Source organism: Microcystis protocystis FBCC-A270, from assembly GCF_050500235.1.
GTDB lineage: Bacteria > Cyanobacteriota > Cyanobacteriia > Cyanobacteriales > Microcystaceae > Microcystis > Microcystis ichthyoblabe_A.
In genome coordinates, this window is record NZ_CP191407.1 from 4,224,705 (window position 1) to 4,238,153 (window position 13,449).

Annotated in this window: 11 protein-coding genes and 5 pseudogenes; 10 read left to right on the top strand and 6 right to left on the bottom strand. The window is 39.4% G+C overall.

What is annotated here, in order from left to right; translation table 11 throughout:
- Nucleotides 1–44: 44 nt before the first annotated feature.
- Nucleotides 45–225: pseudogene (locus ACQY1X_RS20625) on the top strand (transposase); the annotation flags it as partial.
- A 167-nt stretch (nucleotides 226–392) separates the two neighbouring features.
- On the opposite strand, the gene ACQY1X_RS20630 reads toward ACQY1X_RS20625, so the two are convergent.
- Complete coding sequence (locus ACQY1X_RS20630) at nucleotides 393–782, bottom strand: AbrB family transcriptional regulator (RefSeq protein ID WP_002737568.1); 390 nt, start codon at nucleotides 780–782, stop codon at nucleotides 393–395.
- 300 nt (nucleotides 783–1,082) lie between these two features.
- Between ACQY1X_RS20630 and ACQY1X_RS20635 the strand changes: the two genes are divergently transcribed.
- Genes ACQY1X_RS20635 through cbiB form a run of 3 tightly spaced genes read left to right on the top strand, consistent with a single transcriptional unit; the run spans nucleotide 1,083 to nucleotide 2,930 of the window.
- On the top strand, nucleotides 1,083–1,526 hold the full coding sequence (locus ACQY1X_RS20635; RefSeq protein WP_069475295.1) for an Rrf2 family transcriptional regulator: 444 nt from the start codon (nucleotides 1,083–1,085) through the stop codon (nucleotides 1,524–1,526).
- A complete protein-coding gene (locus tag ACQY1X_RS20640; RefSeq protein WP_016515295.1) occupies nucleotides 1,474–1,947 on the top strand; it encodes a GFA family protein in 474 nt (157 codons plus the stop codon). The genes ACQY1X_RS20635 and ACQY1X_RS20640 overlap by 53 nt, the downstream gene beginning before the upstream one ends.
- Nucleotides 1,948–1,949: 2 nt before the next feature.
- Nucleotides 1,950–2,930: an adenosylcobinamide-phosphate synthase CbiB gene (cbiB, locus tag ACQY1X_RS20645; RefSeq protein WP_430015085.1), complete on the top strand. Its 981-nt coding sequence runs from the start codon at nucleotides 1,950–1,952 to the stop codon at nucleotides 2,928–2,930.
- On the opposite strand, the gene ACQY1X_RS20650 is transcribed toward cbiB, so the two are convergent.
- Together ACQY1X_RS20650 and ACQY1X_RS20655 are read right to left on the bottom strand one after the other, a co-directional pair.
- Nucleotides 2,871–3,245: a hypothetical protein gene (locus tag ACQY1X_RS20650; RefSeq protein WP_149106412.1), complete on the bottom strand. Its 375-nt coding sequence runs from the start codon at nucleotides 3,243–3,245 to the stop codon at nucleotides 2,871–2,873. The two genes, cbiB and ACQY1X_RS20650, sit on opposite strands and share 60 nt — an antisense overlap.
- Before the next feature lie 153 nt (nucleotides 3,246–3,398).
- Complete coding sequence (locus ACQY1X_RS20655) at nucleotides 3,399–4,067, bottom strand: lysophospholipid acyltransferase family protein (RefSeq protein WP_430013468.1); 669 nt, start codon at nucleotides 4,065–4,067, stop codon at nucleotides 3,399–3,401.
- 457 nt (nucleotides 4,068–4,524) lie between these two features.
- Between ACQY1X_RS20655 and ACQY1X_RS20660 the strand changes: the two are divergent.
- A pseudogene (locus tag ACQY1X_RS20660) lies at nucleotides 4,525–4,722 on the top strand (DUF4277 domain-containing protein); the annotation flags it as partial.
- A gap of 7 nt (nucleotides 4,723–4,729) precedes the next feature.
- Here ACQY1X_RS20660 and ACQY1X_RS20665 read toward each other — a convergent pair.
- Entirely contained in the window at nucleotides 4,730–5,716 is a 987-nt protein-coding gene (locus ACQY1X_RS20665) for an IS30-like element ISMae39 family transposase (RefSeq protein WP_430012831.1), read from the bottom strand.
- Between the two features lie 91 nt (nucleotides 5,717–5,807).
- Here ACQY1X_RS20665 and ACQY1X_RS20670 point away from each other — a divergent pair.
- Both ACQY1X_RS20670 and ACQY1X_RS20675 read left to right on the top strand, forming a co-directional pair.
- Nucleotides 5,808–7,175, top strand: a pseudogene (locus ACQY1X_RS20670) (IS1634 family transposase); the annotation flags it as partial.
- A 97-nt stretch (nucleotides 7,176–7,272) separates the two neighbouring features.
- A complete protein-coding gene (locus ACQY1X_RS20675; RefSeq protein WP_430012831.1) occupies nucleotides 7,273–8,259 on the top strand; it encodes an IS30-like element ISMae39 family transposase in 987 nt (328 codons plus the stop codon).
- Between the two features lie 318 nt (nucleotides 8,260–8,577).
- On the opposite strand, the pseudogene ACQY1X_RS20680 reads toward ACQY1X_RS20675, so the two are convergent.
- Nucleotides 8,578–8,681 (bottom strand): annotated as a pseudogene (locus ACQY1X_RS20680) (IS1 family transposase); the annotation flags it as partial.
- Between the two features lie 676 nt (nucleotides 8,682–9,357).
- On the opposite strand from ACQY1X_RS20680, the gene ACQY1X_RS20685 reads away from it, so the two are divergent.
- The 3 genes and pseudogenes from ACQY1X_RS20685 to ACQY1X_RS20695 all read left to right on the top strand — a co-directional run bounded on the left by ACQY1X_RS20685 (nucleotide 9,358) and on the right by ACQY1X_RS20695 (nucleotide 11,936).
- Nucleotides 9,358–10,290 (top strand): class I SAM-dependent methyltransferase, encoded by a 933-nt coding sequence (locus tag ACQY1X_RS20685; RefSeq protein WP_430015086.1) that lies wholly within the window; start codon nucleotides 9,358–9,360, stop codon nucleotides 10,288–10,290.
- Between the two features lie 22 nt (nucleotides 10,291–10,312).
- Nucleotides 10,313–10,668: pseudogene (locus ACQY1X_RS20690) on the top strand (glycosyltransferase); the annotation flags it as partial.
- A 215-nt stretch (nucleotides 10,669–10,883) separates the two neighbouring features.
- A complete protein-coding gene (locus ACQY1X_RS20695; protein ID WP_002735829.1) occupies nucleotides 10,884–11,936 on the top strand; it encodes a glycosyltransferase family 2 protein in 1,053 nt (350 codons plus the stop codon).
- 547 nt (nucleotides 11,937–12,483) lie between these two features.
- On the opposite strand, the gene ACQY1X_RS20700 is transcribed toward ACQY1X_RS20695, so the two are convergent.
- Nucleotides 12,484–13,341, bottom strand: coding sequence for an IS5-like element ISMae4 family transposase (locus ACQY1X_RS20700; RefSeq protein WP_002732125.1), 858 nt, complete (start codon nucleotides 13,339–13,341; stop codon nucleotides 12,484–12,486).
- Nucleotides 13,342–13,449: the final 108 nt, after the last annotated feature.

Here is a 13,449-nt window from a genome sequence, read left to right on the forward strand (position 1 = left end):
ATTGTTGATTGTCGTTATTTCTGCACATCTGAGATGCTCCCAGAAAGTCCGGACAAGCTAAGAGAAGATTTTAGTTTCAATCTGGTCATGACAAAACTACCTGAAACTTCAGGAACTGTCCTTGCTATTATCTTTTTGGTTGTCAATCTTTCCCAACTGCTTCGGCAGTTTTTTTGGGCTTTTTTTGTCTTTCTGGCTTTTTTGCGAACAAATGAACTAAGATAGTCCTTCTCTTTAATAAAAATTATGTTTAAAGTTGTTTTGCCTAAGTAAAACTTATCAATTGGGCGACAAATCAGTGGCATTCAATAGCATGATTTCTGGAGCGAATTTTTCAGCAGCCCCTATCTCATAGCAAGGAGAGAGTGAAACGGCTCTCTCCTTAATTATGGCTATTCGTCGTCGTCGCTGGCACCAACTTGCTTGAGATGAATATGTTTTCTCCCCAAAGTAATTTCAAATTCATCTCCCGGTTTGAGTCCCATTTTTTTGGTGTAGGCCGAACCGATCAGGAGATTATTATTTGATTGGACACTGATCCGGTAGCTGGCCGAGCGCCCACCTCGTCCATGACCATTGGCACTGCTATCTAAGTCAATTCCCTCAGCATCGATTAAAGCATTGAGAAATTTCATCATATTAACGCGTTCAATACCATTTTTTGTCATGGTATAGTAGCCGCATTCCCGGGCTTTTTCCTCTTTGCTGAGGTTGCCTAGCTGTTTAACTTTCTCAATTAGTTCGAGGCCAGTCAGGGGTTCTGGATTAGTAGTTGTGTTCATTTAAGTTTGCAGTAGATAAGTAAAGGTTAGGGTCATCAAGGCTAGTCGAGGAGAATTGCTCCCCCTGACCAGAAACAATCGGGTTACGATTGATCTCTACACTTATCTTACACGGTATAAACTAAAAATTGTCACTTGCTTGGGGAAATTGATTGTAATTGATTAGACTCTATCTCTCGATCAAAATCTTAACAGAATTTATCAATGTTGATGGAGATGCCGGGGTAAGGGAGGTTAGCCTTTCTGTCATCAATGAGAGCAGGGGCTAGGATAGAGATAAAGAGGTAAAAATGAGGGATAATGAAGCTAACAACTAGGGGTCACTATAGTGTTAAAGCCTTGCTGGATCTTAGTTTACAACCGAGGGGAACTCCCGTATCGGTAAAATCGATCGCCCTGCGTCAAGATATCCCGGCTGCTTATCTAGAGAAATTGCTGATAGAAATGCGACGAGCGGGGTTAGTTCGTTCCTTTCGGGGATCGCAAGGGGGTTATCAATTGGCCAGGCCGGCAAATCGGATCTCGTTGGGGCAAATTTTGGAGGCAGTGGGAGAGACGATCGAGCCATTATCAGGCTATCATCCCAGGGACGAACAGGCAGAAGATTGGGTGACATTTACTATCTGGAAACACCTCCACGAGAAATTAAAAGAGGCCCTGGGGAAGATTACCTTAGCCGATTTATACTACGATGCGCGTAGCTGGATCGCCTCTAGGGGAGAGGAAACCAGCTTTATTGTTTAGTAGTTTAGAAGTTATGACAGCAACAACTCAAGGAAAGATTTATGGGGGAGGTTGTCACTGTGGAGCGATCCGTTTTCAAGTGGCGATCGAGCATGATCAAGCTCTAGACTGTAATTGTTCGATTTGTCAGAAAAAAGGCTTTCTGCATCTGATTGTTCCTTCAGCACAATTTACCCTCCTAAGCGGTGAAGATTTCTTAAGTACCTATACATTTAATACCCACACAGCCCAACATTATTTTTGTCGTGTTTGTGGTATTCATCCTTTCTATCGTCCCCGCTCCCATCCTGACGCTATAGATATAAACCTGCGCTGTTTGGATGGCAATGTCTTGGAAGATTTTCAGATCCAGTTCTTTGATGGGGCTAACTGGGAAGACAATATTGAGAAAATTCGGGCTATCGATGGGAAAAGGGAGTAATTGTGAAGGGAACGGCAACGGCGATCATTTTAGTATTAGGGGCAGTTTTAGATTATCTGGTGGGCGATCCTTGGGGATGGATTCATCCGGTGCAGGTGATGGGGGCGATTATTGCCGTGGCCACAAAAGTTATTCTTAATTGGACGCAGGAAAAAATTTGCCAACGTTTAGGGGGCATAATTCTGGGACTGGGTTTAATTATCTTGGCCGGGGTCTTAACTTGGCTAGGAATCCAATGGTTAGGTCAGGTCAATTTGCTGCTGAGTTACCTAGTACAAATGATTCTCTTGGCCAGTTGTTTAGCCGGTAGAAGTTTACGCAGGGCTGCCGAAACCGTCATCGCACCTTTACAAGCGGAAAATATCACCCTAGCTCGTTGCCAACTAAGTTTATACGTTGGTCGCGACACAGATAATCTCGGCCAGGAAGAAATCCTTCGCGCCCTCTTAGAAACCGTCAGTGAAAATGGTGTGGATGGAGTTACCGCGCCGCTTTTTTATGCCCTTCTCGGTGCCTTTCTCGGGGTGGGACCAGTACCCCTCGCTTGCGCTTATAAAGCCGCTAGTACCCTCGATTCGATGATTGGCTATCGTCGGCCACCCTACACCCATATTGGTTGGTTTAGTGCCAAAAGCGAGGATGTTTTGACATGGCTACCCTGTCGTTTAACGGTCTTAACTCTCGCCCTAATTTCGGGCCAGCCGGGGCGGGTTTTAAGCATTTGTTGGCGCGATGCCCGTCGGGATACTAGTCCTAATTCTGGTTGGAGTGAATGCGTCTATGGGGCGATTTTGGGGGTGCAATTGGGGGGAAAAAATCAATATCGAGGACAGATTGTGGAAAAACCTTTATTGGGCGATAACCTCAACCCGATTACCGTCAAAACCGTCGAACAGGCTTTGAATTTAACTCGTACTTGTGTATTACTTTGGCTGGCGATCGCTGTTAGCTGCTTGATTGCTAGAGATTTTGCTCAATTTTAGCGACCACAGGCGACGGCGTTGACGGGATTGACGCTGCCAGTAACGGATAATCAGGGAGAAGGTCAAGAATAGCGATTGCAGTATCTGTATCTGTCCGCAGATGCGTTGATAGTTTTGTCGGAGATAATAGGTTTTCGCCCCGGCGATGACAATATATTCCGGGGCGGGGTAAAAAATGTGGTGTAAACGTCGTTCCACCCGGTTTAAAATTTTGGTCACTCGCCCTAAAATCCGCCGCAATTGCCACAATTTCCAGACTAGAAAGCAATTAAATAAAGTTAAGCCTAGATTGAAGCCGAGGACAAAAAAGAACATGATCGAGGCGATGGTCGAGTTATGCCAATTTTAGCCTAGATTCCCGACTTGAAAGTGTCGGGGAAAGAAATCTAAGACTAAATCCGTTGAGTAACGCACAGAAAACGGGTTTCTCCGAGAAACCCGTTTTCTACTCATGCAAAAGGCAAAGATTTAGCGTCCGAGAGCGTGTAATCCGTTAATAATTTCGGCACAGCGCTCGGTAACTGCCTGTAAAGCTTCTCTTTTGCTAGAAATCGGTGGCGGCAGCACTTCTCCGATGCGAATAGTTAAGGGGATACTATGGGGAAAAGAAGAACCTTTTTGAAAAATCTTTTCTGTCCCCCACAAACTGACGGGTAGCAGGGGAACTCCCGCTTTAGCGGCAATCATCGCCGCGCCTAGTTTTGGTTGATGGATCAATCCGTCCTCGGTGCGGGTTCCCTCCAGAAACACTCCCACTGCCCAGCCCGCTGCTAATGCTCCCATCGCCGCCCGAATGGCTCCGCGATCACCACTGCTGCGTTTGACGGGATAGGCCCCGTAAAGAGCGATCGCCTGTTTTAAAATCGGGATGGTAAATAATTCTTCTTTAGCCATATAAGCTACGGGACGACGCACGGCACAGGATAATAGGGGTGGATCGAAGTAACTGGCGTGATTGCAGACGATAATCAGAGGATGACGCTGAGGGACATTTTCCACTCCGTAAACGCGACCGCGAAAATAGCCGTGTAGGGTGGGGCTAACGATCGACCATTTAAAGAGATGATATAAAACTAAACTGGCAAAAGGTTCTCGCTCTTGAGGCTGGTTCATGACTGACAATTTTTCCCTAGACATGGAAAAGCCCCTGGGAGTCTTGCCGTGTTTCGACCCCAAGGACTTTGCTTTCTTCTCACTCCTCACACAATTAAAATATATAGCAATTTATAGGTTAGGGAAAGGTTAAGCGTGCCGCTTTCTTAACTGGCATAATTACCTACCTAGGGTTGAGAGCGGCAAAAGGATTAGCAAGATGTGTCATTGATTTTGCTTGGGTACTGAAAAAAGGGGTGGTGATTCGGTAGTAGTGATGGCGGCTTAATCCTTTGCTTTGCTGTGCATTGTAGTCATGGATAAAATACCAAAGGGTTCCCCAAGGTGATTCTCCATTTTTTTAGCCGACACTCCGCACTTCAAAATGTAGTATAAAGTAGCATAAACTCATTCAAGAAAAAATAAGTAAAAATACTCAGAGAATTAGTCCCAAAAAAGTGAGACAATCAAAAAGCTCAAAAATCTATTAAAGGTACAAAAATTGTCTCCTATCTCAGAGGTAAAAATTAAAAACCTAGATCACTTAGGAATAGTAGCCGGGCTAATTGACGAAATAGGAATAGTTGAAATAATCAACTCTAAATTAGGAATCGACCCCCGAGAAAAAATTTCAGCAGGAACAGTGGTCAAAGCTATTCTAATCAATGGATTAGGATTTGTTTCAAGACCTTTATACTTAGGCCAATTCAAGTCTGAATTGCATCACTGTCTGATCTACCTTTATAGAATACCTCATTCGGGGTACGATAGTCAAGACATTTTCGAGGACGATTGTTAATCAAGTTTACGGCTCTTTCCACCTCCTCTGGCTTAACGATTTTAAAATTCGTTCCCTTAGGGAAAAATTGTCTTAACAGTCCATTGGTATGCTCGTTTAATCCCCTCTCCCACGAATGATAAGGAGTAGCAAAATAAAAATCTGCTCCTAGTTTCTGACTCAACTCTTGATGTCCACAAAATTCTTTAACCTTGTCACAAGTAAAGGTTTTTCTTTTGTCAGGGTGAATCTCTTGAAAAAGTTTTTCTGTGACTCTATTGATTTCCGATGCGGTTTTGTTTTTGGCTAATCCTGCTACTAAAAATTTCGAGGCTTTATCTACATGAGTAACGAGAACTCCTAGATGATTGCCTCCAATCATTGTGTCACTTTCCCAATGACCGATTTCAGTTTTCTGGTCAGCAATTACTGGTCGCTCGCTGATATCTACACGCCCTGGAATCCCTCCACGCTTACTTTTTGCTCCGCCTCGACTCTTTCTTTGACAAAGCCCCCGGCGTAAATATTTCTGGTACTCTCCACATCCGTGATAGTTCTGATAGATCATTTGATAGATGGTTTCGTGACTGAGAGATTCTTGACTGGCTCTTTTCAGACGACCTGCTATTTGTTCGGGACTATGATAATCTTTCAATCCTTCTTTGACCAACTCTAAGGCTGACTCGCTGACATTTTTAAAGGGTTGTTTGGCATTTTTTCGCCTTGTCTCGCTTTCAGCTTGTGCTGTGTCAGGTAGATAGCAGCCAAGAGAACTTTGATTCCTTTTTAATTCCCGTGATATTGTGCTTTGATGACATCCGAGCCAGACGGCCATTTGCCGTTGAGATAAATTTCCCTCCTGACTAAGTTGGTAGAGCAAGTTTCTTTGTTCTATGTTAAGATGTTGGTGGCTCATTTTGGGTCTGATTTGTTTTTGTTAATGATCAGACAGTACCTGATGAGCCTTTCTTTGTCAACTCTTGAGGTTGATGCGTTTCATTTTTGAATTGGCGTTATTTAGTCAATTTTTTGAAGATAAAGGAATCGAAGAATTATTGGGAGAAGAAATAAAAACCGATTATATCAATGATGATAAAATTGGGAGAGTCATGGATGAATTATACAAACATGGACTGAATGATATCTTTATAGAAGTTGTCTTATCGGTCATCAAAAAATTTAAAATAGAGACAAAATATTCTCATCTAGATGCCACATCATTTCATCTAGATGGAGAATATAAAAGTGAAGAAAAAAAAGAGAAAGAAGAAGAGCTGCTCAAAGAAAGACCAATAATTATTACCAAAGGATATTCTCGTGACCATCGACCAGATTTGAAACAATGCGTCTTAGACTTAATAACAACCGAGGATGGAGACGTACCATTATTTGTGAGAGTCGGAGATGGAAATGAAGCGGACAAAGCTGTCTTTGGCAAAATCTTAGTAGAATTTAAAAAACAAATAAAATTTGACAGTATTATGGTCTGTGACAGTGCCTTATATAGTCAAGAGAATCTTCAACTAATTCAACATCTAAAATGGATAAGTAGAGTTCCCATGACTATAAAAAGAGCCAAAGAATTAGTCCAAAATTCAGAAATGGAAGAAATAGAGGCCAAGGAAAGAGAAAAAAGGGCAGAGCTAAATTTAGAAGGATATACCTGGAAAGAAGAAAAAGTGACTTATGGGGGAATCCAACAAATCTGGCTAATAGTAACCAGTGAAAAAAGACAAATAAGTGACTTAAAAAAACTAGAAAATAACCTGAAAAAAGAAAAAGACAAAGGGGAGAGAATTCTCAAGAGCTTGCAGAAAGAAGAGTTTGAAAATCCCCAACAAGCCCGATATAAATTAAGAGCAATTAATCAAAAATTAAACCTCGTTAAAATCCTAGAAATTGACCTAATTGCCAGTCAATCAAAAGACCATAAAACGATTTATAAAATTAGCGGCGTAGGGCAAGAAAAAACTGAAGAGATAGTCAGAAGAAGAAAGGAAGCAGGCAGATTTATTTTAGCAACTAACTTAGTTGATGAAGAAGACAAATTAGACTCAGCCGAAATGGTGACAACTTATAAAAATCAACAGTCTTGTGAAAGAGGATTTAGATTTTTGAAAGAGCCTTTATTTTTTGCGGATAGTTTCTTTGTTAAAAAAACGGAAAGAATCGAGACAATGTTATTCTTGATGTCTTTCTGCTTGTTAGTCTATAACCTCGGACAAAGAGAACTAAGAAATAGCTTAAAAAGAGCAAAGGCTGGAGTCAAAAATCAAGTCAGTAAATTAACGAGTCGTCCCACAATGAGATGGATATTTCAATGTTTTCAGGGCATTCATATTTTTATTGTGAATGGGGTCAAGCAAATTGTCAATCGCCAATTCAAAAATGAAACGCATCAACCTCAAGAGTTGACAAAGAAAGGCTCATCAGGTACTGTCTGATCATTAACAAAAACAAATCAGACCCAAAATGAGCCACCAACATCTTAACATAGAACAAAGAAACTTGCTCTACCAACTTAGTCAGGAGGGAAATTTATCTCAACGGCAAATGGCCGTCTGGCTCGGATGTCATCAAAGCACAATATCACGGGAATTAAAAAGGAATCAAAGTTCTCTTGGCTGCTATCTACCTGACACAGCACAAGCTGAAAGCGAGACAAGGCGAAAAAATGCCAAACAACCCTTTAAAAATGTCAGCGAGTCAGCCTTAGAGTTGGTCAAAGAAGGATTGAAAGATTATCATAGTCCCGAACAAATAGCAGGTCGTCTGAAAAGAGCCAGTCAAGAATCTCTCAGTCACGAAACCATCTATCAAATGATCTATCAGAACTATCACGGATGTGGAGAGTACCAGAAATATTTACGCCGGGGGCTTTGTCAAAGAAAGAGTCGAGGCGGAGCAAAAAGTAAGCGTGGAGGGATTCCAGGGCGTGTAGATATCAGCGAGCGACCAGTAATTGCTGACCAGAAAACTGAAATCGGTCATTGGGAAAGTGACACAATGATTGGAGGCAATCATCTAGGAGTTCTCGTTACTCATGTAGATAAAGCCTCGAAATTTTTAGTAGCAGGATTAGCCAAAAACAAAACCGCATCGGAAATCAATAGAGTCACAGAAAAACTTTTTCAAGAGATTCACCCTGACAAAAGAAAAACCTTTACTTGTGACAAGGTTAAAGAATTTTGTGGACATCAAGAGTTGAGTCAGAAACTAGGAGCAGATTTTTATTTTGCTACTCCTTATCATTCGTGGGAGAGGGGATTAAACGAGCATACCAATGGACTGTTAAGACAATTTTTCCCTAAGGGAACGAATTTTAAAATCGTTAAGCCAGAGGAGGTGGAAAGAGCCGTAAACTTAATTAACAATCGTCCTCGAAAATGTCTTGACTATCGTACCCCGAATGAGGTATTCTATAAAGGTAGATCAGACAGTGATGCAATTCAGACTTGAATTGGCCAATTTAACTGAAGAACGCCGTTTTATTTTAAATTTTCTGCCTTCATCTTGTCAAAAATATTATCTGTCATCGTTAGTCTAAATAACAAAGCAACAAAGTTGATAACAATTGAGTAATATGCTTATAGGAGAGTCACTACTCCTCGAATTGTTGTGACTTAGTTTAACTCTTCGAGCCGAAAAAATATTTGGCATTTTATGATTTCTCCTCAACATCTGATTGGTTGAGTATTTTTTTTGATTATTCTGATTTTTTTTCTTTGAAAAGACCTGTAGTTTTTTATACTTCAAAGTGAAGTGCGGAATATGGGTTTTAGAGAAAGATAGACTCTCTCTCACCAGCCGAGAAATCCTTTGTTTAAAGGTATTATTTAATCTTTCAATAGATTAGTTTGACCAGTTTGTTGACCGACAGAAAGTCTGTTTGGTTTGGTCAATATCCCGACAGTAGAGCAGATGCGGAACATCCTTGATGGAATAGCCGCAAAGCATCTTTTTCCCCTGTTCAAATGGATTTATCAAGGTCTGGGAGACCAAGGCTATTTGAGGCTATTTGCCGCCTTGGATGGCAACTTACTCGTCACCCTACATGGGACTCAGTACTGATGAAAGCTATCAACGGGCTCGGCTTCAAAGAGGGACTCGCTGGGGCTTTTTTCAAGATGTTATTTGTCTGACCAAGTATCTGTTGTTTGAAGGCTGGCAACACCTTCTAGACTTTATGCTCGATGATGCCATCCCTAGGGCTCTCGTTAATTCTTCTTGATGTTGGATTGGGATGTGCCGGGCAAAAGCGTTTTATATTCCGTATTATTTGCTAGATTCTGAATTTGGAATTGCTGTGCACTGACTAATTACCTTGACAAAAAGTTGATCATCGGGTAGGGTGTACCCAATATACCTATTGAATTGGGTCTTGAACTGGTCGGTTAATTAAATTGCCCATTATTCGGTGACACGCTGCCGTAGCAGTATTTTGTCAAGATTTAATAGGAAACAACCAGCTAGTAATAGTTTGATCAAGGATGCCAGTTCCCAGTTGGCTTTGACGACAAAACATGACAGTAAATATTAGTAGTGTAAAGGTTGACAATGTTGAAAAAATTACTTAACCGTATGCAAACCGAACAGGGTAGAAAAAATATTAAATTTGCCCTAGCCAAAAAAATATTCAATCCCCTCTTAAGAAATATTGGCTACACCCTAATTACTGACCATTTTTATCAGCCGATACCCAACCGTCAGGAAATTATGACATACGCGGGCAAGGAAAGGCCTCTTAGCTCAATTGAATGGCATCTAGACAAGCAAACTGAACTGGTTAGGTATTTACTAGAAAAATATGCGTTAGAATTTAACAATAAAGAAATTTTTTCAGCATTTGGTTATTCCGAAGATACTTCTGCTCTCATTAGTGGCGATGCAGAAATCCTCTATGCTATGGTCAGAGAAAAGAAACCTGATCGGGTAATTGAAATTGGCTCGGGTGGTAGCACTAAAATTATCGCCGCAGCTTTAAAAATGAATTTTATAGAAAATTCCCAAAAATCACAACTGATCTCGATCGAGCCTTATCCTCAAGATTTTTTAAAAGACTTTGCTAATGTTAGTAAAGATTTTCTAGAATTTAGTTTGCTTATCCAGAAAGTAGAAGCCGTAGATTTGTCTGTTTTTGAATCCCTGCAAACCAATGATATTCTGTTCGTTGATTCCAGTCATGTATTTAAGTCTGGTAGTGATGTGGAGTTTGAATTTCTTCAAGTTTATCCCCGTTTACACACAGGAGTCTTAGTTCATATTCACGATATATTCTTTCCCTATGATTATCCCATCGAATGGAATCTGAGAGAATCACGATACTGGAACGAGCAATACTTTTTAGAAACTTTTTTACAATTTAACAAAAAGTTTAAAATTTTGGCATCTTTATCTATGGTATCTCATTATAAGAATTCTGTGTTTCTTGAGAATATCAATGCTTATAATGAAGATCGATTACCCGGTTCTTTCTGGATGATTGCTTGAAAACTACTCGCCCTAGAAAACCATGAAAATAATTAATCCTAACCATAACTTTTTCACAATTCATAAACTCATTCAAGGACTCCTATAAATAGAAAGTCACTCCGGTGTTCGCCCACAATATCCAATATTATCTCCAGTAAATCCAGAAGGCAAGGGAGAAGGGGGATTAAGAACAAAGGGATATTTCAAATCAAACAGTCTTACGATGAAGCTAGTGGTTTGTCTGACAATTCACCGCTTCCTTGAGTTACTATCATTACCGTAGTTTTCAACAGTGAGAATTATTTAGAGCAAACGATTCAGATTGTGATTAATCAAACCTATGATAATGTTGATTGTATTGTTATAGATGGTGGTTCTAGGGATGGTAAGATCGATCACTGCAAATCAAGATTGAATCTGTCCCTCTAGAGATTCAATCTTCCTTAGAAGAGTCAAGCGTAGAACAATTAGAAGAAGTAATGGCTGTGGAACTGGCTGCCAATTCAATTGACGAGTTTATTGATGAGTTTGTCAATCACCTCTCTTTACTACCCTTGACAGAGGTTTTGAAGCGAGTTACAATGCCTGAAAGCCACTGCTAAATCACAATTATGACGCTTCCCCCAGTCAATCAAAACAAAAACGCGATCGCTCTAGACCCCAATTTTTCTACTACTCGCCTAGTGATGCGGGAGAAACCAGTCATAATTAACGATCCCTCCTCAAAAGTACAATCTGTTTTGTTTTTACCACCAAATCCAGAACGAAGAGGAGAAGGTGGATTGAGAACTAAGGGATATTTCAAAAAGTCTTATGATGAAGAGAGCGATTTGTCTGGCAATTTACCTCTTCCTTTAGTTACTATTATTACTGTAGTCTTCAACGGTGAGAAGTATTTAGAGCAGACAATTCAGAGTGTAATCAATCAAAATTATGATAATGTTGAGTATGTTATTATAGATGGCGGTTCTACGGATGGTACAGTTGATATTATTCGTAAGTATGAAGATAAGATTGATTATTGGGTGAGTGAGCCTGATGGTGGTTTATACTATGCGATGAACAAAGGAATCCAATTGGCAACAGGAGAGCTAATTGGATTAATTAATAGTGATGATATATACAATGATGGTACAGTATCGAAAGTAACCGATCAATATGTCAATCCTCAGAAACTGAGATTCGTTATTATAAGTGGGTCAATTTTTCGCACTGATAGCCAGGGAAATATCAAGATTAGACTTTACACATCACATAAGTCGTTAGAAGAAAAAATAGAGTGGAGAATGCCTCTGCATCATCCAGCTACTTTTGTATCTTGTGATGTATATAAAACAATTGGTGCATTTAACACTAAATATAAAATAGCAGGAGATTACGATTTTATTTATAGAGCCTTTCATTCTCGTAAAGTTAAATTTTTGATAATAGATGATTTCTTGACCTCTATGAGGTTAGGTGGTTTATCGGAGGAAGGCATTATGAGTATATGGATTAAAGCCAAGGAAAGTTTTCAAGTTAGAAAAGACAATATATCCTTGGCAAAAAACTTTTTGATTTTTGTATTTGTACTTCTAGTAAACGGTATAAAGCAAATTGTCAAGCCACTACTCAGTGAGCCACTGTTGTCAACTTATTACCGATATCGTCATAAAAGAGATTGATTAAGATTTGACTAGGTGGTTCAGTGATTAATTCGGGCTGAGAGCATCTCAAACGCTATTGACAATTGACCGATCTTGTGATTCGCTTGGGAATTTCAAGTGATCCCAGTCAGTTAGAATAGTTACGAACTCGACCCATTTGGCCGATTTTTGCTTGATAAGCGATTGAGATGGCAAATTCTACTCAAATATGCCTGAACCGTGGGTAAGCAACCCACATAAAGTTCATTTTTTCAAGGATTGTTAAGATGCGCTTATCTTGGTAGTTAATTTAGTGAAGGGAGTTTAGCATGAAACCTGTTTTGATATTAGAACTCTTGCAAATTAATTATATGTTATAATGATGGGTTAACTAATTTTCCCCAAAAAATTAGTTAATCAGTACATTCGTCCTGAATGAAAACTTGAAGTTTAACTTTTAACTCAAAACTCTTTAGAGCTGCTTTAATTTGGTTATCAAAACCTCTTTATTTAAGCGGCACAAACTATCTCAATTATAAAAATTGAGAATAAATTCTCCTTGACTTGATTAATCTTTAGGCAACTTTTAAGAAGCTGCTATACCTATCCCTAACTCACAGTTATAAATAGCCGCCAACAAGTTAACTCTTAAACTATATCTTCGACGACGATTCCGATATTTACAGGATAAGATTTTAAAGATTTTGAGTTTCCTATTTATATGTTCAATGATAATCCTTTCTTTGGCTAAAGCCTTGTTATACTCTTTTTCTAACTCTGTTAATTTTCTATTTTTCGATTTCTTTTTCGGTGTATAACTATTACTATGGTATGCAGCTATTCCCTGATAACCACTGTCTTCTATGCTGGTAGTTAAAGGATGAAAACGAACTCGACTTTTTTTAAATAAACTAAAATCATGACCTCTACCTTTCCCACAGAAGACACAGATAATTTCCTCTGTATTTTGATCAGCTACTAATTGGGATTTTAAAGTATGATAACCTCTTTTACCCGAAAAAAAATCTTTCTGTTTCTTTTGGGGGCGTTCAATGGGAGTTTCCGTTACATCCATTACCGTTATGACCGGTATCTCTGCTTGATTGAGTAAAGCTTTTTTTCCTTTTAAACGGAAGTTTCCCGATTGTAAAAGCATTTTTTCCGTCTTATTTACAATCCGACATATAGTTGATTCTGATAGTTCCCAGCTTGTACCAATGTGAAAATATGTTCTATATTCTCGCCAATATTCTAACGTTACTAAAACTTGTTCTTCTATAGATAGTTTAGGTTTCGGTCCCCTTTTAGATGGTGAATTAGAGTCGGCTTCAACACTTTTTACTGATTCTACCATCTTTCTATATGTTTGTTTGTACACACCGAAACGGCGTTTGAATTGTTCATCTGATAAGTTTTGATAATCCATAATTTTGCTAATAAACATAGCAAAATTATAGATGATTTCCTGACCTAAGATCACATTTTATTCTTTTTTCCACTTCAATCTAAGAATTGAGAAAAAAGCAAAACCTTATATTATACCATAAAAAAA

Excerpts from the sequence above, each read along its gene's own strand:
- ACQY1X_RS20675 (WP_430012831.1), top strand. The coding sequence starts at position 7,273 with ATGAGCCACCAACATCTTAACATAGAACAAAGAAACTTGCTCTACCAA.
- ACQY1X_RS20695 (WP_002735829.1), top strand. The coding sequence starts at position 10,884 with ATGACGCTTCCCCCAGTCAATCAAAACAAAAACGCGATCGCTCTAGAC.
- ACQY1X_RS20635 (WP_069475295.1), top strand. The coding sequence starts at position 1,083 with ATGAAGCTAACAACTAGGGGTCACTATAGTGTTAAAGCCTTGCTGGAT.
- ACQY1X_RS20685 (WP_430015086.1), top strand. The coding sequence starts at position 9,358 with ATGTTGAAAAAATTACTTAACCGTATGCAAACCGAACAGGGTAGAAAA.
- ACQY1X_RS20650 (WP_149106412.1), bottom strand. The coding sequence starts at position 3,245 with ATGTTCTTTTTTGTCCTCGGCTTCAATCTAGGCTTAACTTTATTTAAT.
- ACQY1X_RS20655 (WP_430013468.1), bottom strand. The coding sequence starts at position 4,067 with ATGTCTAGGGAAAAATTGTCAGTCATGAACCAGCCTCAAGAGCGAGAA.
- ACQY1X_RS20640 (WP_016515295.1), top strand. The coding sequence starts at position 1,474 with ATGCGCGTAGCTGGATCGCCTCTAGGGGAGAGGAAACCAGCTTTATTG.
- ACQY1X_RS20665 (WP_430012831.1), bottom strand. The coding sequence starts at position 5,716 with ATGAGCCACCAACATCTTAACATAGAACAAAGAAACTTGCTCTACCAA.
- ACQY1X_RS20700 (WP_002732125.1), bottom strand. The coding sequence starts at position 13,341 with ATGTTTATTAGCAAAATTATGGATTATCAAAACTTATCAGATGAACAA.
- ACQY1X_RS20630 (WP_002737568.1), bottom strand. The coding sequence starts at position 782 with ATGAACACAACTACTAATCCAGAACCCCTGACTGGCCTCGAACTAATT.